Below are 21070 nucleotides of genomic sequence, written 5' to 3' on the forward strand. Positions count from 1 at the left end.
ACGCGCTACGTCAGACCGTTTCGGCCGGCTCGCTTGCGGGCGTGCGATATCCGGTTTGGTGCAGGAACGTCGGGTCGAACTCGGCTACCGCGGCCAACTCGTCCCAATCCTCGATCGTGAGGACGCCTCCGCCAAGGGTGACGAGACCGCGTGTCCGCAGCGTCCGCAGAACCCGGTTCAGGTGAACGCTGGTCAGGCCCAGGGCGTCAGCCAGCTCCGCCTGTTTGGGCGCCAGGGGACAGCTCAAGCCGCTCGTGAGACCCATCGCACGCTGGCGCAGGTACAGTTCGCAGAACAGGTGGGCCACGCGGCCAAGGGCCTGCCGCCGACCGAGGCTGGTGATCCGCTCGCGATAGTGGGCGCCGTCGATCAGGGTGTCCCGCCAGAAGATGCCGATGAGATTCGGATGGTGCCGGAAGACGCGATGAAGTTCGTCGTGGGTGACGAACGCGATCGTGCACGCAGTCAGTGTCGCGAGGTGGTGGTCCATCCGATGCAGATGCAGGCTCTGCAGATCGGGCATGTCCCCGGCAATGTAGAACGAAAGGATCTGCCGTTCGCCCTCCGACAACGCGGCGTAGCGCGACACCCAGCCCTGCAGCACCAGACAGCACTGGCCCGGTCGCTCGCCGAAGCGGACGATGTCGTGGCGCGCCGGCAGGGCCCGCACCGTGTGGGACAAGCCCAGGACTGCGGCGCGGTCCGAATCGGTCAGCTCAGCGCAGCTGTCGAGCTTTCGCGCCAAAAGCTCCATCGGCATGGTGTAAGTTGTCGGCATCGAGCGGTCAGGCCTCGAACAGTTCGGTTACGAGACGCCGCGCGGATATACCTCTCGTAGAGGGCAGTGCAGCCCGGACATCGCCAACACTCCGAAGCATGCGCTGCCGCCTCCGTGTAAGCCGTTGCCCAAACGCGGCCGGCAACGACCCGCCCCTGGTCGCCAATGGATCCGTCACGCTTTATCCGTCGCGCGGGAGAGGTACCGCGCTCCCGTCCAAGCGGGCAAGCCTGAGACGCGGCTGCGGTCGCGCCATGCCATCCGAGGCATCAGCGGGTTCGGTTGAACTCTTGACGGTGTTGCTGTATGGCACGCGGGTCTTACCGGACCCGCTCTCGCGCGCTCGTCTTTTCGGCGCGCACGCCGAGCCGCCGGATAGACCGCCCTCGTCATCCGTATCGACGCGTCGGCAAGCCGATCCCTCTGGGACCGGTCGCCTCTCCCGGGAAATGCAGGGTGGGGCCGCGGCGGACAGGGGTGCCTGCAACGCGAGCCGCCGGCGCAACGGGCCTCCGAGGGAGGCCGTTCAGGAGATGGAATGACCGCAGGTACCGCTCTGGGGCATAGCCCGAGCCGCGACGATTTCGCCGCACTTCTCGAGGAGAGTTTCCTCGAACACGAGATTACCGAAGGGTCCGTCGTCAAGGGTCGCGTCGTCGCGATCGAGAAGGACGTGGCCGTCATCGACATCGGCGCCAAGACCGAAGGCCGTGTCGCCCTCAAGGAATTCACCGGTCCCGGCCGGGAAGGCGAGCTGAAGGTCGGCGACGAGGTCGAGGTCTACGTCGACCGCATCGAGAACGCGCTCGGCGAAGCCGTCATCTCGCGCGACAAGGCGCGCCGCGAGGAGAGCTGGGTCAAGCTCGAGAAGTCGTTCGAGAACAACGACCGCGTCACCGGCACGATCTTCAACCAGGTCAAGGGTGGCTACACGGTCGATCTCGACGGCGCCGTGGCGTTCCTGCCGCGCTCGCAGGTCGATATCCGCCCGGTCCGGGACGTCACCCCGCTGCTCGGCACCCCGCAGCCGTTCCAGATCCTCAAGATGGATCGCCGCCGCGGCAACATCGTGGTGTCGCGCCGGACCGTGCTCGAGGAGAGCCGCGCCGAGCAACGCTCCGAACTGGTGGCCAACCTTGAGGAAGGTCAGGTCATCGACGGCGTCGTCAAGAACATCACCGAGTACGGCGCCTTCGTCGATCTCGGCGGCATCGACGGCCTGCTGCACGTCACCGATATGGCGTGGCGCCGCGTGAACCACCCGTCCGAGGTCGTCACCATCGGCCAGACGGTCAAGGTCAAGATCATCAAGATCAACCACGAGACGCACCGCATCTCGCTCGGCATCAAGCAGCTGCTCGCCGATCCGTGGGAGGGCATTGCCGCCCGTTACCCTGAGGGCGCCAAGCTCAAGGGCCGCGTGACCAACATCACCGATTACGGCGCCTTCGTGGAGCTGGAGCCGGGGATCGAGGGCCTGATCCACGTCTCCGAGATGAGCTGGACCAAGAAGAACGTTCATCCGGGCAAGATCGTCTCCACCTCTCAGGAGGTCGAGGTCCAGATCCTGGAAGTCGATCCGGTCAAGCGCCGCATCTCGCTCGGCCTCAAGCAGACCCTGCAGAATCCCTGGGAGGGCTTCGCCGAGAAGCACCCGGTCGGCTCCGAGGTCGAGGGCGAGGTCAAGAACAAGACCGAGTTCGGCCTGTTCATCGGCCTCGAAGGCGATGTCGACGGCATGGTCCACCTGTCGGATCTCGACTGGAACCGTCCCGGCGAGCAGGTCATCGAGGAGTTCAAGAAGGGCGACATGGTCCGCGCCCAGGTTCTCGACGTCGATGTCGAGAAGGAGCGGATCTCGCTGGGCGTGAAGCAGCTCGGCGGTGACCCCTTCGCCGAGGCCGGCGAGATCAAGAAGGGTCAGATCGTCACCTGCGAAGTCACCGAGGTGAAGGATTCGGGCGTCGAGGCGAAGATCGTCGACACCGATATGACCACCTTCGTCCGCCGGGCCGAGCTCGCCCGCGATCGTGGCGACCAGCGCCCCGAGCGCTTCGCCACCGGCGAGAAGTTCGACGCCCGCGTCGTGCAGTTCGACCGGAAGGCCCGCCGCGTGCAGGTCTCGATCAAGGCCCTCGAGGTCGCCGAGGAGAAGGAAGCCATGGCCCAGTTCGGCTCCGCCGATTCGGGTGCCTCGCTCGGTGACATCCTCGGTGCGGCGTTCAACAAGAAGCGCACCGACGACGAGTGAGCATCTGACGCCTGCCGCCCGGCCCGTTCGGGCGGCAGATCCAAGATCTCGAACCCGCGTGGGACCGCGTCCTGCGCGGGTTTTTTGTGCGCGGAGGCGTATCGCGCCAGATCCTCTACGATCTGTTTGCCGAGCGGCAACGGGTTACGCCAGCCATGGCGACCCGCACGGAAACGCTGTTCGGCACCGTGAGTCCGCGCTCAGTCTCCAGCGCCTCGACGACCTGCCGCCTGCGGGCGCAGATCGCCGGGAAACAGGTCGGATCCTCAGCTGCGAGGCGGCCTGCGACAGCTCCGCCTTCACGGTTGGCCTGCGGCACCGCAATTTCTTTGCGCGCCCCGTATCCATGCTCGCGGTAAATGCTTAGAACACCGGCCTCACCCGGTTTGGATCGGGTGAGCCGAACGAAACCAAGGACTTGCCCGGCGCGGGGCGTGGCTCCCGCACCCCGTCGAGGGGCCGGCCCGGGGGCTTCAGGGAAGGCACAGCATGGCAGCCGACGCCGAACTGCTGATTGACCGGCGGCGCCTTCGCCGAAGGTTGTCCCTCTGGCGTGTGCTCGGCATCGGCGGCCTGATCGTGGCGGTCGGCGCCCTGGGTTACCGCGTCCGTACCGGCGCGGAGGGCGGTTTCGCCGTCCAGCCCCAGATCGCCCGCATCTCGGTCTCCGGCTTCATCGCCGGCAGCGAGGCCACCGCCAAGCTGATGAAGCGGGTCGGCGACGCCGATGCGGTGAAGGCCGTCATCGTCTCGATCAATTCGCCCGGCGGCACGACGACGGGCTCGGAGGAGATCTTCCGCAACCTGCGGGCGCTCGCCGCCAAGAAGCCGATCGTCGCCTTCGTGGACGGCACGGCCGCGTCCGGCGCCTACATCACCGCCATCGCGGCCGACCACATCGTCGCGCGGGAGACCAGCCTCGTCGGTTCGATCGGCGTGCTTTTCCAGTACCCGGATGTGTCGGGCCTTCTCGACAAGGTCGGCGTCAAGGTCGAGTCGGTGAAGTCGTCGCCGCTCAAGGCCGAACCGTCTGGCTTCACGCCGACTTCGCCGGAGGCGCGCGCCGCCCTGGCGGCCGTGGTGGGCGATACCTACGCGTGGTTCAAAGGTCTCGTCGCCGAACGGCGGGGCATGGATGCCGACCAGGTGAAGACCGTCTCGGACGGTCGGGTGTTCAGCGGCCGCCAGAGTGTGCCCCTGAAGCTCGTGGACGAACTCGGCAGCGAGCGTCAGGCGGTCGCTTGGCTGGAGAGCGCCCGGGGCGTGACGAAGGATCTGCCGGTCAAGGATTGGAAGCCCAAATCGGAGAGCGACTTCTCGCTCTGGTCGGCGGCCGGGATCGGCGCGGATCTGCTCGGCTTCGAGGGCGTGGCGAGCCATCTTCGCATGGTCGGCGCGGAGGCGCAGGCCGCCCGCGGCGGGTTGCTCGCCCTCTGGCGCCCCGAACCCTGAACGGCCGTCGACACAGCGCCCGCCCCGATCCCGCGAGAAGACTCAAACGCCATGATCAAGTCGGAGCTCGTCCTCAAGATCGCCGAGCAGAACCCGCATCTCTATCAGCGCGACGTGGAGATCCTGGTCAACGCGATCCTCGACACCATTTCGGATGCGCTGGCCCGCGGCGACCGGGTCGAGCTGCGCGGCTTCGGCGCCTTCTCGGTCAAGCGCCGCGAGGCGCGTCGGGGACGCAACCCACGCACGGGTGAGGCCGTTGCCGTGTCCGAGAAGGCGATCCCCGTGTTCAAGACCGGCAAGGAGATGCGCCAGCGCCTCAACGCGGCCGGTATCGGCGAGACCGCCTCGGCCGCAGAGTAGCAAGGAGCCCTGAGCGCGATGATCCGTTTCCTGAAGAGCCTCGTGCTGTTGCCGATCGCCGCCTTGGTGATCCTGCTGGCGGTGGCCAATCGCGTGCCGGTCCGGCTCTCGTTCGATCCGTTCAACGTCGATGCGCCGGTCTTCAGCGTGGATCTGCCGCTCTACGCGATCCTGTTCGGGGCGGTGGCGCTGGGCATCATCGTCGGCGGCATCTTCACCTGGCTCGGCCAGGGCAAGACCCGGGCGCAGGCCCGCTATCACCGTCGGGAGGCCGTGCGCTACGAGCGTGAAGCGACACGGCTGCGCACCTACGCGCCGGATAGCGAGACGCCGGGCCCCTACACGGTCCCGAATATCGGCCGGGCGGCGCTGCCGGCGCCCCGGTAAACTCAGCGCGCTCCCCGCACGGCTACGACGAAGGCGGCGATCCTCTCGGGATCCTTGATCCCCGGCGCCGCTTCGACCCCGGAGGAGACGTCGACGGCATCGAGCCGCGTCCGTGAGAGGGCTTCGGCGACGTTGTCGGCGTCGAGCCCCCCGGAGAGCATCGTGCCCTGCGGCAGGTCGCGGTCGGCCAGGATCGTCCAGTCGAATCGCCGGCCGTTGCCGCCGGGTAGCGCCGCATCTACGGGCGCCTTGGCGTCCAAGAGGATGCGGTCGGCCACCGCTGCGTAGGCTGCAAGCGGCGCGAGATCCGCCGGTGTCGCGAGGCCCAGCGCCTTCATCACAGGACGGCGGGTCGAAGCGCGGATCGCCGCGACGCGCTCTGGCGTCTCCCGGCCATGCAGCTGAATCAGGTCGGGATCCATCGCCACGATCGCGTCGGCCAACAGGGTATCGTCCGGATCGACCAGCAGGACCACGCGCTCGGCACGCCCCTTCGCGCGGGACGACAGGGCGGCGGCGCGGGCAAGATTCACGTGGCGCGGACTGCGCGGGAAATGCACGAGGCCGATCCAATCCACCCCGAGCGCCAGGGCGGCGTCCAGGGTGTCCTCGGTACTGAGCCCGCAGATCTTGATGCGGGCTTGGGAAGCGGTCGCGGAAGCCATGGGCGCCTTATAGCCGATCCGGATGCCGGGAGCATGCGCGTAGCGTCGGAGCCCTCAATACAAGGCGGGCAGGTAGACGTTCGGGATCGGGAAGCCGCTGAAGACGACCTTGCCGTCGACCAGCCGGATCGGCGGCAGATCCTTCAGCGGTGCCGCATCGGCCGGCGCATCGGGCTGCGGGCGACGGCTCAATCCGAGAAGGCCGCCGACAAGCTGACTCACGAGGGCGCCGCGTTCCGAGCCGAAGCGCTGTCCCACGATGCTGCCGACGAGCGTATCGATCCCCGCCGCCCGGAGATTGAGCTGTCCGGCCGGCCTGTGAGCCGCGTCGAGGGCGAGGCTGCCCTTCGCCTGGATGCGCTGCTGGCCCTTGGCCAGGGAGAGCCCCGTAATGTCCAGCGTTCCGCCGGCCTGACGCCAGCGCTCCAGCTCCCGCGGCACGGGCCCGGTGCGCAGGATCGTGGCTTGAGACAGCGCCGCGTCCAGCACGAGGTCGGCCGGATCCTGCGTACCGGTGAGCACGTCGAATTGTGGGACCTCCGCCCGTGTCAGGCGCAGACTGAGATCCACGGCGCCTTCGGATGTGTATCGGCCGGGATCGGGCCGGGCATGCAGTTCCAGATGCTGCCCCGAGACGTCGATCGGTCCGGTCGGCACGCCCGTCACCGCGACCTTCGGGTCGTCCATCACCACCGACGCTCGGGTGAATCCATCCGACGCGCCGTGAAAGCTGCCCTGAAGGGCCCGCCAGGACGCGTCACCCGTCAACCCACCCTGTTCGACGTGGAACGGACCCGCGCTCTCGAACACCACGAGGCGTGGCTGATAGACCTGCGCCACCGCGGTCGTCGGCCCGAGGCGGAAGCGGCCGTCCGAGCGGTCCAGGGTCACGGCGCTGCAGCGCAGTTCGATGCGGAAGGGATAGCCGGTCACGGTCCGGTCGGCGCACCCCCAGTTCCGGCCCGCAGCCGCCTCCCGCGCCATCCAGCCGTCGATCTCACCGACCGCCCGGCCGCGGATCCAGAACCAGCCGATCGACCAAGCCACCACCACGAGGGTGAGGAGGATGTAGGGGAGAAACAGCCCGAGACGTGAGCGACGCCTGTCGCCGCGCGGGTACGTCTGCGCCGCATGCTCCGGCTGTGTCCGATCCTGCACCATGCGTTCCGCTCCCGCCTCGATCCCCTACAGGGACGTCACGACCCCGCCATGAGGCCACGCAAGGGGCGAAACTGGGGCAACGGCGACCCGGACCGACGGCGACGCGGATCGAACGGCACGGAGGGACCCGTCGGCCCCGCGCTCAGACCTGAGCCGGCTCCACCGTATCCGCCTTCAAATCGTCCGCAATCGCCATCCGGTCGGCCTCGCTATCGGCGAGGCGATGCACATGCATCTCGGTGGCACCGCCGTTGCGGACACGCTCCAGCCACGTCCGGCAGAGGTGATCCCGCGGGCTCTCCTTCGAGGTGGCAACCGACACCATCTTGGCGATGCCGGTATCGTCGCGGCGCACGGCGATCACCACGGCCTCCGCCATCTCGTCGACATCGAAGCCCCCGGCCGGATGAACCCCGACCACGTAGCGCCGGCCGGAGCGGCCCCGCCAAGCCGAGAGCGGCAGCGCAGGCGCGCCGCGCAGGCCTGCATTCGTCTTGAGGCGTTCTTCACGCACATCCTGCCTCCGGGTGCGATCGTCCTTCAGGTCGCGAAGCGCGGCCGACCAGGACAGGGCTCTTCTGTTCGCCATTTGTTCCAACCTAGCCTGCGATATCCACAGCCGTCAAGGGCGACGTTCCTAGGAAAGGATGTGGGGATGATGCCCGTTATCCACAAGCCGGGATCATGTGTGGCGGGCGACGCGCAGACGGTTCAGCGACGGGATCGGAACGGTGTGGACTCGGCGTCCGGAACCGGATGCGCCGCAGCGTCGAGGCCGTGGCGTGCTCCATCGGCCAGAGCGCTCGAAGCCGCCTCCAGGCGGTCCTGGACCAGGACCTGAAACTCCTGCCGGGGCAGTCCGGGGGGAATGATCGGCAGGAACTCGATGATCGCGGTCCCCGACCGCCGGACGAGGCTGTTGCGCGACCAGAACAAGCCGGTGTTCAGCGCGACCGGCAGACAGGGGACGTGCAACGCGGTGTAGAGGTGCGACAGGCCCTGCTTGTAGGCCGGCGGGGCCCCCACGGAACGACGGGTCCCCTCCGGGAAGATGATCAGCCGGCGGCCCTGCCGGATGGCCTCGACGGCGGCGGCGTTCATCAGACTCATGGCCCGCGCGCCCTTGGAACGGTCGATCGCCACCATGCCGCTGCGCGACAGGTACCAGCCGATCAGCGGAATGAAGAGCAGCTCACGCTTCAGGATGTAGGCGAAGTTCGGCAGAACCGTGCAGAGCGCCAGGGTCTCGAGCGCCGACTGGTGCTTGGCCGCCACCAGCATCGGCCCCGGGGGAATGTTGTCCAGTCCGCGGAACTCGACCCGGGTGCCAGCGACCGTCTGCAGCAGCCAGAGGGTGATCCGTCCCCAGAGATAAGCCAGCCGCATCACAGCCCGCCCGGAGACCAGGGTCGGTAAGCCGGCGACCGCCAGCACCGTGGTGAGCGCATAGAAGCAGATGTTGAAGGCGAGGGAGCGCAGGGCGAGCATCGGAATCCGGGGCTGGGCGCCTTTCCTGTAGCGCGGCGGGATACCGGCGGCCAAGCGAACTTGGTCGACGGCGTCCCGCGACAACAGCTTCAGGCAGCCTCCCTCGCGCGATCGTCCCGGACGAGGCCGGCCCGGCGACCGGCGATCAGCCAGTAGACGAGGCCGGCGCTCGCACCGACCACGAACAGGATCAGGGTCAGCCGCGCTTCGGCCGCGAGGAGACCTGGATTGCGGCCGGCCTCGCCCGAGCGAAGCACGCCGCGGGTGAGCCAGGGGAGAGCAGCGGTCAGCGCGCCGCAGCCGGCGCCGTACCACATCAGGCCGCGCCGCCCGAGGACCTCTCCGCAGAGACCCACGAAGGCCGGCGGCACGGCCAGCAGGACGAACAGCGCCTGGGCAAGGCCTGCAATGAACAGGACAAGTCCCTCCGGCGGCAGGCCGGCCGAGAGGTCCGACAGGGCCATGTCGAGGCCGGCGAGCGCGCCGCCGGTCAGCCAAGCCTGCGCAGCCGGATCGACGACGAGCGCCATGACCAGGACGGCGCAGCCAACCGGAACGGCGAAAACGAGGGCGAGGGCGCCAAGGAACAGACGGCCGAGGGCGTGCATGCCGCCAGCCTCTACACCGGACAGGTCCTCCCGTCGCGCGAAAGCCGCGCCCGATCCTGGCGGATCGGACGCGGCTTCCAGAAGCCGGAGCGGCGCGTCAGCCGTGGGCCGGCGCAGCGTCCCCGTGATCGCCGTGCGTGTGCTTCTTCCGGAACCGGCCGAGCCAGAGCGAGAAGCGGCGGATCACCACGTAGAACACCGGCGTCAGGAACAGGCCGAAGAAGGTCGCGCCGATCATCCCGAAGAACACCGCCGTGCCGAGCGCCTGGCGCATCTCGGCGCCGGGGCCGGTGGCGATCACCAGCGGCAGGGTGCCGAGGATGAACGCGAAGGCGGTCATCAGGATCGGGCGCAGGCGCAGGCGGCAGGCCTCCACCGCCGCGTCGACCGGGCTCAGATGCTCGCGCTGCTCGATGTCGTGCGCGAATTCCACGATCAGGATCGCGTTCTTGGCAGCCAAGCCGATCAGCACGATCAGGCCGATCTGGGTCAGGATGTTGTTGTCCTGACCGCGGAACTGCACGCCTGCGAGCGCCGCGAGCACGCCGGTCGGCACCACCAGCAGGATCGCGAGCGGCAGGGCCCAGGATTCGTACTGCGCGGCGAGCACGAGGAAGACCAGCAGCACGCCCAGGGCGAAGACCGCGCCCGCCGTGCCGCTCGCCGCCTTCTGCTGATAGGCGATCTCAGTCCAGTCGTAGGAATAGCCGTCGGGCAGGTTCTTCTTGGCGATTTCCTCCATGGCGTCGAGCGCCTGACCGGTCGAGATGCCTGGCTTGGCCACGCCCTGCACCGGCACCGAGTAGTACAGGTTGAACCGCTGAACGATCTGCGGTCCCGTCACGTCGCGCACCGAGGCGAGCGTGCCCATCGGCACCAGCGCGCCGGTGGAGGAGCGGACCTTGATCTGGGAAATGTCCTGAATCGACGTGCGGAAGGCGGCGTCGCCTTGCAAGCGCACTTGGTAGATGCGGCCCAGGGTGTTGAAGTCGTTGACGTAGGTGCCGCCGAGATCCGCCTGAACCGACGAGAACACGTTGGCGAGCGGCACGTTCAGCATCCGCGCGATGGTGCGGTCGATGTCGAGAAAGAGCTGCGGCGTCGAGTTGTCGAAGGTCGTGAAGACGCGCTGCACGTCGGAGCTCTGGTTCGCCTGACCGATCACCGCGCCAGCCGCGGCCATCAGCGGCCCGATCTCCGACGATTGCCGGCTCTCGATCTGCATCTTGAAGCCACCGCCGCTGCCGAGGCCACGGACGGGCGGCGGCGGGATCACGATCACCCGGGCCTCCTGGATGTCCGAGGTAGCCTTCAGCACGTCGCCGGTGATCGCCCCAGCGCTGCGTCCGGTCTCGGCACGCTCCTTCGCGCCCTTGAGCGTCAGGAACATCACGCCGGCATTGGTGGTGTTGGTGAAGGTCGCGCCGTCGAAGCCCGCGATGATCACCGCATTGGCCACGCCGTCGACCGTGCGGGCCTGCTTGGCGGCGCGCAGGATCACGTCCGTCGTGCGGTCGAGGGAAGCGCCGGACGGGAGCTGCACGACGCCGATCAGGTAGCCCTGGTCCTGGTCCGGGATGAAGCCCGTCGGCGTCGTCTGCGCGAGGTGCAGCGTGCCGGCGATCACCGCGGCGTAGATCAGCAGCATCACGCCCAAACCGACGATCCCGCCGGTCAGGACGCGAATGGTCCGCCCATAGGCGTTCGAGGTCGCGTCGAACGCGCGGTTGAAGCCGTTCGCCAGCCAAGCCACGAACCGCGTCAGGAAGAACTTCGGCTCCTTACGGGCATGGTGGGGCACCAGCAGCAGCTTGCAGAGCGCCGGCGACAGGGTGAGCGAGTTGAACGCCGAGATCAGCGTCGAGGCCGCGATGGTCAGCGCGAACTGCTTGTAGAACTGGCCCGAGATGCCCGGGATGAACGCGGTCGGTACGAACACCGCGGCCAGCACCAGGGCGATGGCGATGACCGCTCCGCCGACCTCGTCCATGGTCTTGTGGGCGGCGTCTCCCGCGGAGAGCCCCTCGGCCATGTTGCGCTCGACGTTCTCCACCACCACGATCGCGTCGTCGACCACGATGCCGATGGCGAGCACCAACCCGAACAGGGTCAGGTTGTTGAGCGAGAAACCGAAGGCCGCCATCGCCGCGAAAGTGCCGATCAGCGACACGGGAATCGCGATCACCGGGATCAGTGCGGTCCGCCAGCTCTGGAGGAACACCAGCACCACGATCACCACGAGGCCGACCGCCTCGAACAGGGTCTTGTAGACCTCGTGAATCGACTCCTCGATGAACTCGGTCGGGTTGTAGGCGATGCGGTACTCGACGTCCGGCGGGAAGTTCTTCTTGACGGTCTCCATCACCTTCTTGACCGACGCCGCCGCGTCCAGCGCGTTGGTGCCTGGCCGCTGGAACGCGCCGATGCCCACCGCGGGCGTGTCGTTGAGGTAGGAGTTGGTGGTGTAGTCCTTCTGGCCCATCTCGACGCGGGCGATGTCCTTCACCCGAACGAGGCGCCCGTCCTGCGCCTTGATGATCACCTCGGCGAATTGCTCGGGCGTCTTGAAGCGGGCCTGCGACTGGACGACCAGCTGGAACGCCTCGCTCTTGGCCGCGGGCGGGCCGTTGAGCTGCCCGGCCGCCACTTGGACGTTCTGCTCCTGCAACGCCGTGGTGACGTCGGTGACCGAGAGGCCGTAGGCGGCAAGCTTGTTGGGATCGACCCAGATCCGCTCGGCGTATTCGTTACCGCCGAAGATCGTGATGTCGCCGACGCCGTCGAGGCGCAGCAGCTCGTCGCGGATGTTCAGGTAGATGTAATTGGCGAGGTAGTTCTGGTCGTAGGTCTTGTTCGGCGAGAGCAGGTGCACGACCAGCATCAGGTCGGGCGAGGCCTTGCGCACGGTGACGCCGAGGTTGCGCACGTCCGGCGGCAGGCGGGGCTGGGCCACCGAGAGCCGGTTCTGCACCAGCACGTTGGCGATATCGAGGTTGGTGCCAACCTTGAAGGTCACGGTCAGCAGCATGTTGCCGTCGTTGGTCGACAACGACGTCATGTAGAGCATGTTGTCGACGCCGTTGACCTCCTGCTCGATCGGCGTCGCGATCGTGGCGGCCACGGTCTCGGCGTTTGCGCCCGGGTACGAGGCGCGCACCGTCACGGTCGGCGGCACGATCTCGGGGTACTGCGAGACCGGCAGGCTCTCGTAGGCCACGAAGCCGAGGATGAGGAACACGATCGACGTGACGGACGCGAAGATCGGTCTGTCGACGAAGAAATGGGCGAAACGCATCGGTCAAACCTCTGAGGCCCGCCGGTCTCCCGGACGGGGCCCTGCGTCGTCGGTGCGGGGCGCGCCGCTCGGCGCGCGCGAAGGCAGTCCTGGCGAGCCGGTCAGGCTCACGTCTTGCTCGGGGGCAGCTCGATCGTGTCGGGCGTCACCTTCACGCCCGGCCGCACCCGCGAGGTGCCGTTGACCACGACCAGCTCGTCGCCCTTCAACCCCGACTGGATCACCCGGTAGCCATCGACCTTCGGCCCGAGCACCACGTCCCTCTGCTGGATCGCGTTGTCGGGCCCGAGGAGGTAGACGATCCGCTTGTCCTGATTGGCGGCCACCGCCTCGTCGGGAATCATGACCCCCTCGAACGACTTCGTTGCCGGCATCGAGACGATGCCGAACAGACCGGGCTTGATGAACAAATCGGCGTTCGGGACGGTCGCCCGCAGCAGGATCGTGCCGGTGGCGTTGTCGACGCGGTTGTCGACGAAGTCGAGCGTACCCTTGCGGGTCGGCTTGGGCTCACCCGACAATGCAATCAGGATCGGCACGCCCTTGCCCTGCTGGGTCTGGCCCATGCCGATGCCGAGGCTGCTCTGGTACTTCAGGAACGCCTTCTCATCGACCGTATAGCTGAAGTAGATCGGGTCGAGCGACACGATCGTCGTCAGCATGGTCTGATCGGCACTGACGATGTTGCCCTCGGTGACCAGACGCCGGCTGATCCGGCCGTTGATCGGCGCCTTCACCTCGCTGAAGTCGTAGTTCAGCTGGGCGTTGTTGAGGGCGGCCTGGGCGCTGTCGACGTCGGCCTGGGCGGTCTGCGAAGCCTGCCGGCGCTGGTCCGTGACCTGTTCGGAGATGTTGCCGCTGCGCGACAGGGTCTGCGCACGCTCGAGATCCGTCTGCGAGAAGGACTGGCGCGCCTTGGCGGAGGCCACAGCCGCCTGGGCCTGCTCCAGGGCCGCCTTGTAGGGACGGCGGTCGATGACGAACAGAACGTCACCCTTCTTCACGGTCTGGCCGTCGACGAAGTTGATCTTCTCGAGGTAGCCGGTGACCCGGGCACGAACCTCGACGTAATCAATCGCCTCGAAGCGGCCGGTATACTGGTCCTGCTCGATGATCTGGCGCACCACGGGCTTCGCCACGGTGACCTTCGGCGGAGGGCCGCCCGGCGCCTGGGCGTGAGCTGGCTCCGAAAGCGGCCCCGCGGCGAGGCCGACGGCCAGTCCGGAGAGCACGGTGAGAAGGCTGAGAAGCCGGCTGCGCATCGGGTCCTGCTGTCCATAGGCCGACCATCGGTCGCGCCGAGCTTGACGATAGTTCCGCCGCCAGCGCGCCGTAACCCGCAAGCAACGATGTTGCTTGTGCGCCCGCGCACATGACGGCCCCGGAGGCCGGATTGATCCGGCAGGCTACTCGATGGTTTCGCCCGCGCCGTACCAATCCTTGAAGCCGCCCTTGTAGTGTCGGGTGATATCGAGGCCCGCCTGCTGCGCCGCCATCAGCGCATGAACCGACCGGATACCCGAGGCACAGGAGAAGACCGGCTGCCGCCCATCCTCGGCCACCAGGGCGGCGACGGCCTGTGGATCGAAGCTGGAAAGCGGATGCGAGACCGCCCCGGGGATATGTCCGGCGCTGTATTCGTGCGGCTCCCGCACATCGATGACCAGCATCGAGCCGTCGTCAAGCCCGCGCTTGACCGCATCGCGATCGAGGTCGACCACCTGCATCGGCAGGATCTCCGTTCTGCCTGAGATTCGTCAGTCTGTCGGACTGATGCTTTTCCATATTCGTCAGGCCCGACCCGTGCAACTTGGCGTCCAGGGCCTGCCGAGCGCGATCGACCTCAGAGCGCCGCGAGGGTCGGCCCCACAGCGTCGAAATGGGCGACCCAACTCGGCGGCCTGTATCCATCGAGGCGGCCGGCAAGGTCGGACCGCAGCGGTGAGGCCGGTGTCGCCAGCGATTCGATTGCTTGGATCCAGCCCGGACCGTCGAGGGGATCGCAGAAGAGGGCGAAGCCCTCGGCGATCTCCCGGTGGACCGGGATGTCGGAGGCGACCACCGGCAATCCGGAGGCGGCGGCCTCCACGAGCGGGATCCCGTAGCCCTCCGTGAAGGACGGCATCAGCAGCGCGGTGCAGCTGCGCATCAGCGCGGCAAGGCCGTGCGTGGACAGGCCGGTCGCCTCGATGGTGTGCGCGCGAACGCCCGGGCACCGCTCCAGCATATCGATGGCGCTTTCCGCCTCCCAGCCCCGGCGCCCGACCACGATCAGCCGGGGTGTGGCCGCCCCATGCCGCTCGGCCAGATGCCGCCAGATCTGGAAGAGAAGCAGGTGGTTCTTACGCGACTCGATGGTGCCGCAGACCAGGAAGGTCGGCCGGTCAGGCTGGAAGCGCGGCCCCACGCGCCCGAAGGCGGGCTCGACGCCGAGATGGCCCACCGCCACCGGCGGCCGGCCGAAGCCCTCGGCGGCGAGGTGATCCAGGGTGCGATGTCCGGTATCGGCGGAGTTCACCAGAATGGCGGCGGCGTGCCGCCCGATCGTGCGCAGGCGCGCCCGGTGGCGGTCGGCCTCGCCGGCGCGGCCGTATTCGGGGTGGGTGATCGGGATCAGGTCGTGAACGAAGAAGGCGCTGCGCACGTCCCGGCGGGTGTAGAGCCAGTCGAAGCGCCGGGGATCGTCCAGGCGCAGGTGCGACGTATGGAGATAGAGTGCGCCCCGAGGGAGCGCATCGACCGTTCGGCCGCGCAACGCGATCTCGGCCGCTGTCCGGGCCTGGATCCGGCGCCGTGCCCCGGTGCCGGCCCGCGCAACCTCGTTAATGGGCGCAACGGCCGACGCGCCGCAGCGCAATGCCAATTGCCGATAGACCGGATCGTCTGGCGCCTCGCAATCCTCGACCCATCCGGCCGCCACCGCCTCGACGATCGCACGCGCGCGATCCCGATCCAGAATCCGCGGCCCGGCCGCCGTCGAGACGACACCGACGCTGTCGCGACCGAGGTAGGCGCGGGCATAGGCCAGATCGACGCGATCGATTCCGGACGGGCTCGCGTGGCGCAGGCGCGTGACCAGGCGCGTGAGATCGAAGGCAATCGGTCGGTCGGTCATGAACCGTCAGTGCTGTCGGGGACGCGCGCACCCCGTAGCGGCCGCAAGCCGGGAGCGCCAGCGCTTCCGGCCCCGGGCCAGACCGCGCGAAGGACTTGCACAGGCGCTGCGCGACGGCTAAGAGCGCCGAGCCCATGGGGCGTCGGAGTGTAGCGCAGCCCGGTAGCGCACCTGTCTGGGGGACAGGGGGTCGTCGGTTCGAGTCCGGCCACTCCGACCATTACCTTCAACGGCTTAGCGGTCTTTCCGGAACCGCACATCACGCCGTTTGCAGGTCCGTTTGCAAACTGTCCCGGATCCGGCGGTGATCGTCGAGCTTCGCGATCGCTGACTCGGCGAGGCTGCGCATGCAGGCGAGATAGCGGTCCAGGATTTTTTGAGCGTGCGCTTGGCTGTGCCCGGTGATCGTTGCGATTTCCAGGACCGTGCAACCGGCCTCGGCCAGCATCGTCACTGCCGTCCCCGGAGATCGTGGAGGTGCGGGTCCTCCGTGATCCGCGCGGCCGCGAACGTCTCGCTCCATACCGCGTGGTATCGGCGCTTGCGCCAGGCTGCCCCGCGAACTGCCACGAGGATTGTCGTAGCCCTGCGCGGCGCCGCATCGAGCGCAGCCTTCAAGGCGCGCGTCGCCGGTAGATAGATGAGCCGCCGGCTCTTCCCTGGCGCAGCGTGATCGCGCGTCCGTCCCAGGCGCTCCAAGGCAACGCCAGGAGATCCCCCTGCCGCTGGCCCGTATGGAGCGCGAGCATCATCGCGAGCCAGATCTCAGGCGTGGCCGCCTCGGCGAAGGCCGCGACATGCTCGGGCATCCAGATCTGATCGGAGCGATCCGACCGGTAGGCGCGCTCGAACGTGGCGATCGGGTTGTGGACGAGATGACCCTGGTCGACACCCTAGTGCATCAATCCAGACGGAGGCGTCAGCCGAGTCCGGAAAAAATGATGGAAACCCAAAGAACTAGTGCTCACTCGCATGAACGAAGTGAACGCGTCAGAGCACTAGGGTGATCAACAGCAGTTAATTTGGTGCGCTCGCCCGAGAGCAACGGGGTGAGCGAGGCGTTCGTGAAGACGCTCAAGCGCGACTATACCCGCGTCCAACCCCGGCCCGACGCCAACACCGTCCTGGCGCGGATCGGCGCCTGGCTCACCGACTACAACGAACACCATCCCCATCGCGGGCTCGCCATGCGCTCGCCGCGTGAGTTCATCCGTGCTCAGATGCAACCAGTCCCGTGTCCGGTTTGATGGGGGCAACTCCATACAGCGACAAATGGTCTGATGCGCGAGTCGAATAGACTCTGTATCTCGGTTTTATACATGCCGTAGATTGTTAAACGTTCTCCTCGAACATGGGGGTGCAATTCAATCGGGTTGAGATGTCGATGGCCCAGCGTCCCTGTGCGTCCTCTGAAACCGCCAACAGTGCGAATTGGCGTACCTCGCCTCGCGACCCGCAGCTCGACGCCATTTGCCGCGTCGCCGCAGGGCTTTTCGGTGTTCGCTATGCATATGTGTCGCGGCTCGACGAGGCGTGTCAGTTTCTCCTAGGCAGCGAGGGCTTGTCGCTCAATTCATCGTCACGTTCTGACGCACTCTGTGCGCTCACAGCTGTCGGACAGCAACACATCCCCCTTGTCATCCTCGACACCCTGGCCGATCATCGCGTCGTCCGTAACCCATACGTCACGGACGAACCGCACCTCCGCTTCTATGCCGGCGTCCCGATCTCACTCGACGATGGCGCGGCGAATAAGGTGACCGTGTGCGTGGCCGATACCGTGCCGCGGGCGGTGTTCGACGCAAAGGATCGGGAACGCCTCTCCGATCTTGCTGTTTTCATTGAAGCTGCCCTGCGCGGGCGGATCGCACATCACGTGACACATCGTGCGCAACGGCAGGCGGTTGACAGCGAGCGTCGCTTCCGCCTTATCGCCGACAGCGCAAATGATATCTTCGTCCTCTGCGACGTGGACATGCGTCGCACCTACGTTTCAGCCGCGGTACGGAATATTCTCGGGTACACGCCCGAGGAGCTGATTGGCGCACAGGCATTCAACCTGATTCACGCCGACGATACTCACATCTTCGCCGAGCACTGGACGCAGGTGCTGGCCGGCATCGATGAGCGACCAACCTGTTGCGTTCGGTACAAGCACAAAGATGGCCACCACGTTTGGATCGAAGCATCCGTGAGCCGGCTTCATGAGGGAAATGCGGACAGTCTTTCCGGCTACATTGCCGTTCTTCGCGATGTGTCAGTGCGTCGGGAAGCAGAGGACCGGATCCACTACCTAGCCTTGCACGACGCTTTGACCGGATTGCCCAATCGCGCGTTATTCCACGATCGTCTAGATCAAGCCATCGCCCAAACAGCGCGAACGCGCAGCCCGACTGCCGTGCTCGTCTGTGACCTCGACCGCTTCAAGGCGATCAACGACAGTTTGGGTCACCCAGCGGGCGATGCTCTTCTACGCGAAGTATCTGTGCGGATGCGATCCGTACTGCGCCCCTATGACACAGTCGCTCGCGTCGGCGGCGATGAATTCGCGATCGTTTTGACCTATCTCGACGAACCCTGTGCCGCGGATGTTGTCGCCGAGCGGCTGATAGCCGCCGTGGCAGCACCTATCCACCTCGACGGGCAAATCGTGGAAGTTGGTGTGAGCATCGGTTTAACGATCGCCACAGAGCGCGACCGGGATGCAGACGAACTGTTCAAGCGGGCCGATATGGCGCTTTACGAAGCTAAGGCTGAGGGGCGCAACACGTACCGTATCTTCTGCCCTGACTTTGGAGCACGTGTTGCAAGTCGCGGTCAACTCGGGCTCGATATGAAGGAGGGGGTTCGGCGCGGTGAGTTTTACCTCGTCTACCAACCAGTCGTGGACGCCACCACCGGAGCCGTGGTCAGCTTGGAAGCGCTGATGCGATGGCAGCACCCCGTTCGCGGCGGCGTCTCGCCCGGGGAGTTTATCCCGCTGGCGGAGGAGAACGGCCTGATCGTGCCGCTGGGCGCTTGGGCGTTGCGCGAGGCCTGTAGTGAAGCGTTGACTTGGCCAGAGACACTCCTTGTCGGTGTCAATGTATCTGCCGTGCAGTTCCGAAGCGGTTTGGAGGAAGCGGTACTTACCGCACTTGCCGACACGGGCCTGCCAGCCAATCGCCTCAAACTGGAAGTGACCGAGAGCGTTCTGATGCAGGACGGAGATGCTGTGATCGCCTGCCTTCATAGACTGCGATCCCTCGGTATCGTCGTCGCATTGGACGATTTTGGCACGGGGTACTCGTCGTTGGGCTACCTACGCCGCTTCCCCTTTGACAAAATCAAGATCGATAAATCATTCATCCGCGACATCGCCGACCCTGACGCGGCGGCTATCGTGAGGGCTGTGGTCAGTATCGGCGAACGTCTCGGTATGGGCATTGTCGCCGAGGGTGTCGAGACCGCAGAGCAGCTGGAGCTTGTACGTCGCGAAGGCTGCGGGCAGGTACAAGGTTTTCTATTCAGCCGTCCATTATCGTCCCTGGCCGCACGCGCCTACATTCAAGCTAATCAGGCTCAGCGTTAGCACGTGAAGCTCCTCTTGCTATACCTTATGTTCCTTCTTTTTCATGCATTTGAAGGTAGGGCGTGAACCGTGCAGCAAGTGACGTGGACGGTTTGGTGCAGGCTGTGCGTATAGCGACCACGCGCACCGGGCGGTCTACAGATGATGTCCGCGTCGGCGCTATCACTGCTCGGAAGCGGACCGGCTGAAATCCACCCTTAGCGGACTCTTGCCAATCGAGTTCGGCAGGTGAGCGCCCGCCACCGTCGAGCGCCCGCGCGACAACGCGCCGAAGCACAACCCGATCGACGCAGATATCCGCGGCCCCGACCCGGAGACCCTTCGCATGGCCGAACCGCTCGTCATTTCCTTCGCGGCCGACACCTCCCGCGCCCAGGGTGCAATGGCGACGCTGGCCGCCCAGATCGTCGGCAACATGACCTCGATCGGCGTCGCCATGTCGGGCGGCGCGGCCAACAGCAACGGCTTCGATGCGTCGCTCCAGGGCCTCGCCACCAACGCCCAGCGCGCCGCCGCCGCCGTCGGCCAGGACGTGCGGTCGATCGCCTCCGCCACCGCGAACGCCGCCACCGCCGACAAGGCCCCGCTCGATCGCGTCGAGGCGCTCCAGGCGGGCGTGTCGTCGGCCGCGCTTCGGGCGGCGGGCGCCGAGCTCGCCTATACCGGCCGCACCGACCGGCCCGGCCAGGGCGGCCTCGCCTTCGCGCTGGTCGCGGACGCGGCGCAGCTCGGCGGCGACACCGGCGCACTGCCGCGGCTCGCCGCGGACGCGCTGGCGTTCGGGGCCGACGGCAGCGTCGCCCGGGTGCGCGGATCCAGTGTGATCGGCAGCCGCGTCGCGTATCCGGTCGAGCCCGGCCGCGTGTACCGGGCGCGGTTCGTCGTCCGGCGCCGCGCCGACGCCTCCGACCCCTCGAACGACACCGTGCGCCTCGCCATCGCGTGGCTCGACCAAGCCAAGAACGTCCTGCCCGGGGCGCGGGCCTTCACGGTGGTCAAGGATCTGCGCGACCTGCTGGCCTCGGCCGGCCGGCAGGAAGTCGCCACCACCTTCGCGGCGAGCCCGGGCGCGGCGGTGCTGATCGCGGCGCCGCCGAACGCGGTCTACGCGCGGCCGTTCGTGCAGACCTTCGGCGCCGACGGCCTGACCGACATCGCGGTGATCGTCGTGCGCGACCTCACCGATGCGCTGAGCCTCGATCCGGTCTCGACCGACGCCCTGGCGCGCCTGTCCGCGATCGAGAGCCAGAACCTCGGGCCGCGCGTGGCGGCGGTCGAGAGCCGGGTCCAGAACCCGGACAGCCTGACCTTCACCACCCGTGCCGACGCCGCCGCCGCGACGATCCCGGGCCATGTCACCTCGGTCGTGACCCGCGGGGCGATCGCGCCCGGCGACGGCGGCCGGGTGCACGCCCGCGTCGCCGACCTCGAGCCCTACGTCGCGGCCGTACGCGCCGCGCTCGCCAAGCCGGTGCCGCAGCCGTTCTTCGACGCCTGCTGCTCGCTGTGCTTCAACATCGGCCAGCCGAACTTCGCGCATTCCAGCGTCGTGCGGCTGGCCAATGCCGGCGACCTTGCCCGCGCGGTCGAGGCCTTCCTGATGTGGGACCGGCCCGGCTCGATCCTCATCCGCCGCCAGGGTGAGCGCGACCAAGCCGCGCTAGCCGCCTATGGCGCCGTCTACGCCCGCCGGGGCGACCGCGAGCCGGTGCGCGCGCCGATCGGCGCGACACCGATCGCGCCCGCGCGCCCCGACCCGCTGGCGCCGATCACCGGCAGGCCGGCCGTCCCTGCCGAATCTTGGTGGCTGTGGCTGCGGGATGCCGTCCGCCACAACATGAGAAGGGTGCCTGACCATGGAGTTCGTCGCTCTCCTTCCGGCCTTGCTCGGGGCCGTCGGCCCGATCCTGGCCAGGGTGCTGCCCGACGAGGGCCA

Annotated in this window: 18 protein-coding genes, 1 tRNA gene and 1 pseudogene; 8 read left to right on the forward strand and 12 right to left on the reverse strand. The window is 67.3% G+C overall.

What is annotated here, in order from left to right; all coding sequences use genetic code 11:
• Positions 1–10: 10 nt before the first annotated feature.
• On the reverse strand, positions 11–754 hold the full coding sequence (locus MKK63_RS21450; RefSeq protein WP_409564537.1) for a Crp/Fnr family transcriptional regulator: 744 nt from the start codon (positions 752–754) through the stop codon (positions 11–13).
• Between the two features lie 562 nt (positions 755–1316).
• Between MKK63_RS21450 and rpsA the strand changes: the two genes are divergently transcribed.
• The 4 genes from rpsA (at position 1317) to MKK63_RS21470 (ending at position 5231) form a co-directional block, all read left to right on the forward strand.
• A complete protein-coding gene (gene rpsA, locus MKK63_RS21455) occupies positions 1317–3029 on the forward strand; it encodes a 30S ribosomal protein S1 (RefSeq protein ID WP_244005403.1) in 1713 nt (570 codons plus the stop codon).
• Between the two features lie 489 nt (positions 3030–3518).
• A complete protein-coding gene (gene sppA / locus MKK63_RS21460) occupies positions 3519–4481 on the forward strand; it encodes a signal peptide peptidase SppA (protein ID WP_244005405.1) in 963 nt (320 codons plus the stop codon).
• Positions 4482–4532: 51 nt separating this feature from the next.
• A complete protein-coding gene (locus tag MKK63_RS21465; RefSeq protein WP_244005407.1) occupies positions 4533–4844 on the forward strand; it encodes an integration host factor subunit beta in 312 nt (103 codons plus the stop codon).
• An 18-nt stretch (positions 4845–4862) separates the two neighbouring features.
• A complete protein-coding gene (locus MKK63_RS21470) occupies positions 4863–5231 on the forward strand; it encodes a LapA family protein (RefSeq protein ID WP_244005409.1) in 369 nt (122 codons plus the stop codon).
• Positions 5232–5233: 2 nt separating this feature from the next.
• Here MKK63_RS21470 and MKK63_RS21475 read toward each other — a convergent pair whose 3' ends face one another.
• From MKK63_RS21475 to MKK63_RS21515, 9 genes are all read right to left on the reverse strand, one after another.
• Complete coding sequence (locus tag MKK63_RS21475; protein ID WP_244005412.1) at positions 5234–5896, reverse strand: phosphoribosylanthranilate isomerase; 663 nt, start codon at positions 5894–5896, stop codon at positions 5234–5236.
• A 54-nt stretch (positions 5897–5950) separates the two neighbouring features.
• Positions 5951–7057: a DUF2125 domain-containing protein gene (locus MKK63_RS21480; protein WP_244005414.1), complete on the reverse strand. Its 1107-nt coding sequence runs from the start codon at positions 7055–7057 to the stop codon at positions 5951–5953.
• Positions 7058–7199: 142 nt separating this feature from the next.
• A complete protein-coding gene (locus MKK63_RS21485) occupies positions 7200–7646 on the reverse strand; it encodes a hypothetical protein (RefSeq protein WP_244005416.1) in 447 nt (148 codons plus the stop codon).
• Positions 7647–7768: 122 nt separating this feature from the next.
• A complete protein-coding gene (locus tag MKK63_RS21490; RefSeq protein ID WP_244005418.1) occupies positions 7769–8545 on the reverse strand; it encodes a lysophospholipid acyltransferase family protein in 777 nt (258 codons plus the stop codon).
• A gap of 89 nt (positions 8546–8634) precedes the next feature.
• On the reverse strand, positions 8635–9153 hold the full coding sequence (locus tag MKK63_RS21495; protein ID WP_244005420.1) for a hypothetical protein: 519 nt from the start codon (positions 9151–9153) through the stop codon (positions 8635–8637).
• A 97-nt stretch (positions 9154–9250) separates the two neighbouring features.
• The gene (locus tag MKK63_RS21500) at positions 9251–12448 is read right to left on the reverse strand and encodes an efflux RND transporter permease subunit (protein WP_243920791.1); all 3198 of its coding nucleotides are present in this window, start codon (positions 12446–12448) and stop codon (positions 9251–9253) included.
• A gap of 107 nt (positions 12449–12555) precedes the next feature.
• Positions 12556–13710, reverse strand: coding sequence for an efflux RND transporter periplasmic adaptor subunit (locus MKK63_RS21505; RefSeq protein WP_244005423.1), 1155 nt, complete (start codon positions 13708–13710; stop codon positions 12556–12558).
• Positions 13711–13854: 144 nt separating this feature from the next.
• Positions 13855–14175 carry a rhodanese-like domain-containing protein gene (locus MKK63_RS21510; protein WP_244005424.1) on the reverse strand — a complete coding sequence of 107 codons (321 nt, stop codon included), beginning with the start codon at positions 14173–14175 and terminating at the stop codon, positions 13855–13857.
• Positions 14176–14291: 116 nt separating this feature from the next.
• Complete coding sequence (locus tag MKK63_RS21515; protein WP_244005426.1) at positions 14292–15563, reverse strand: glycosyltransferase family 4 protein; 1272 nt, start codon at positions 15561–15563, stop codon at positions 14292–14294.
• Positions 15564–15706: 143 nt separating this feature from the next.
• Between MKK63_RS21515 and MKK63_RS21520 the strand changes: the two genes are divergently transcribed.
• A tRNA-Pro gene (locus MKK63_RS21520) sits at positions 15707–15783 on the forward strand.
• Positions 15784–15822: 39 nt separating this feature from the next.
• Here the strand turns inward: MKK63_RS21520 and MKK63_RS21525 are convergent.
• Complete coding sequence (locus tag MKK63_RS21525) at positions 15823–16011, reverse strand: hypothetical protein (protein ID WP_244005428.1); 189 nt, start codon at positions 16009–16011, stop codon at positions 15823–15825.
• A 166-nt stretch (positions 16012–16177) separates the two neighbouring features.
• Positions 16178–16372, reverse strand: a complete 195-nt coding sequence (locus MKK63_RS21530) for a hypothetical protein (RefSeq protein WP_244005430.1) — start codon at positions 16370–16372, stop codon at positions 16178–16180.
• Between the two features lie 216 nt (positions 16373–16588).
• On the opposite strand from MKK63_RS21530, the pseudogene MKK63_RS21535 reads away from it, so the two are divergent.
• The 3 genes and pseudogenes from MKK63_RS21535 to MKK63_RS21545 form a co-directional block, all read left to right on the forward strand.
• Positions 16589–16810 (forward strand): annotated as a pseudogene (locus tag MKK63_RS21535) (integrase core domain-containing protein); the annotation flags it as partial.
• A gap of 137 nt (positions 16811–16947) precedes the next feature.
• The gene (locus MKK63_RS21540) at positions 16948–19134 is read left to right on the forward strand and encodes a putative bifunctional diguanylate cyclase/phosphodiesterase (RefSeq protein ID WP_244005432.1); all 2187 of its coding nucleotides are present in this window, start codon (positions 16948–16950) and stop codon (positions 19132–19134) included.
• A gap of 325 nt (positions 19135–19459) precedes the next feature.
• On the forward strand, positions 19460–21070 hold a 1611-nt coding region (locus MKK63_RS21545; RefSeq protein ID WP_244005434.1), incomplete at its 3' end, for a glycoside hydrolase family protein.

The organism is Methylobacterium sp. J-088 (assembly GCF_022829295.1).
GTDB lineage: Bacteria > Pseudomonadota > Alphaproteobacteria > Rhizobiales > Beijerinckiaceae > Methylobacterium.

Bases quoted from the DNA above. Each gene is read 5' to 3' on its own strand.
- MKK63_RS21465 (WP_244005407.1), top strand. From the start codon at position 4,533: ATGATCAAGTCGGAGCTCGTCCTCAAGATCGCCGAGCAGAACCCGCAT.
- MKK63_RS21515 (WP_244005426.1), bottom strand. From the start codon at position 15,563: ATGACCGACCGACCGATTGCCTTCGATCTCACGCGCCTGGTCACGCGC.
- MKK63_RS21505 (WP_244005423.1), bottom strand. From the start codon at position 13,710: ATGCGCAGCCGGCTTCTCAGCCTTCTCACCGTGCTCTCCGGACTGGCC.
- MKK63_RS21510 (WP_244005424.1), bottom strand. From the start codon at position 14,175: ATGCAGGTGGTCGACCTCGATCGCGATGCGGTCAAGCGCGGGCTTGAC.
- sppA (WP_244005405.1), top strand. From the start codon at position 3,519: ATGGCAGCCGACGCCGAACTGCTGATTGACCGGCGGCGCCTTCGCCGA.
- MKK63_RS21530 (WP_244005430.1), bottom strand. From the start codon at position 16,372: ATGCCCGAGCATGTCGCGGCCTTCGCCGAGGCGGCCACGCCTGAGATC.
- MKK63_RS21475 (WP_244005412.1), bottom strand. From the start codon at position 5,896: ATGGCTTCCGCGACCGCTTCCCAAGCCCGCATCAAGATCTGCGGGCTC.
- MKK63_RS21525 (WP_244005428.1), bottom strand. From the start codon at position 16,011: ATGCTGGCCGAGGCCGGTTGCACGGTCCTGGAAATCGCAACGATCACC.
- MKK63_RS21500 (WP_243920791.1), bottom strand. From the start codon at position 12,448: ATGCGTTTCGCCCATTTCTTCGTCGACAGACCGATCTTCGCGTCCGTC.
- MKK63_RS21480 (WP_244005414.1), bottom strand. From the start codon at position 7,057: ATGGTGCAGGATCGGACACAGCCGGAGCATGCGGCGCAGACGTACCCG.
- rpsA (WP_244005403.1), top strand. From the start codon at position 1,317: ATGACCGCAGGTACCGCTCTGGGGCATAGCCCGAGCCGCGACGATTTC.
- MKK63_RS21540 (WP_244005432.1), top strand. From the start codon at position 16,948: ATGGCCCAGCGTCCCTGTGCGTCCTCTGAAACCGCCAACAGTGCGAAT.
- MKK63_RS21470 (WP_244005409.1), top strand. From the start codon at position 4,863: ATGATCCGTTTCCTGAAGAGCCTCGTGCTGTTGCCGATCGCCGCCTTG.
- MKK63_RS21490 (WP_244005418.1), bottom strand. From the start codon at position 8,545: ATGCTCGCCCTGCGCTCCCTCGCCTTCAACATCTGCTTCTATGCGCTC.
- MKK63_RS21450 (WP_409564537.1), bottom strand. From the start codon at position 754: ATGGAGCTTTTGGCGCGAAAGCTCGACAGCTGCGCTGAGCTGACCGAT.
- MKK63_RS21495 (WP_244005420.1), bottom strand. From the start codon at position 9,153: ATGCACGCCCTCGGCCGTCTGTTCCTTGGCGCCCTCGCCCTCGTTTTC.
- MKK63_RS21485 (WP_244005416.1), bottom strand. From the start codon at position 7,646: ATGGCGAACAGAAGAGCCCTGTCCTGGTCGGCCGCGCTTCGCGACCTG.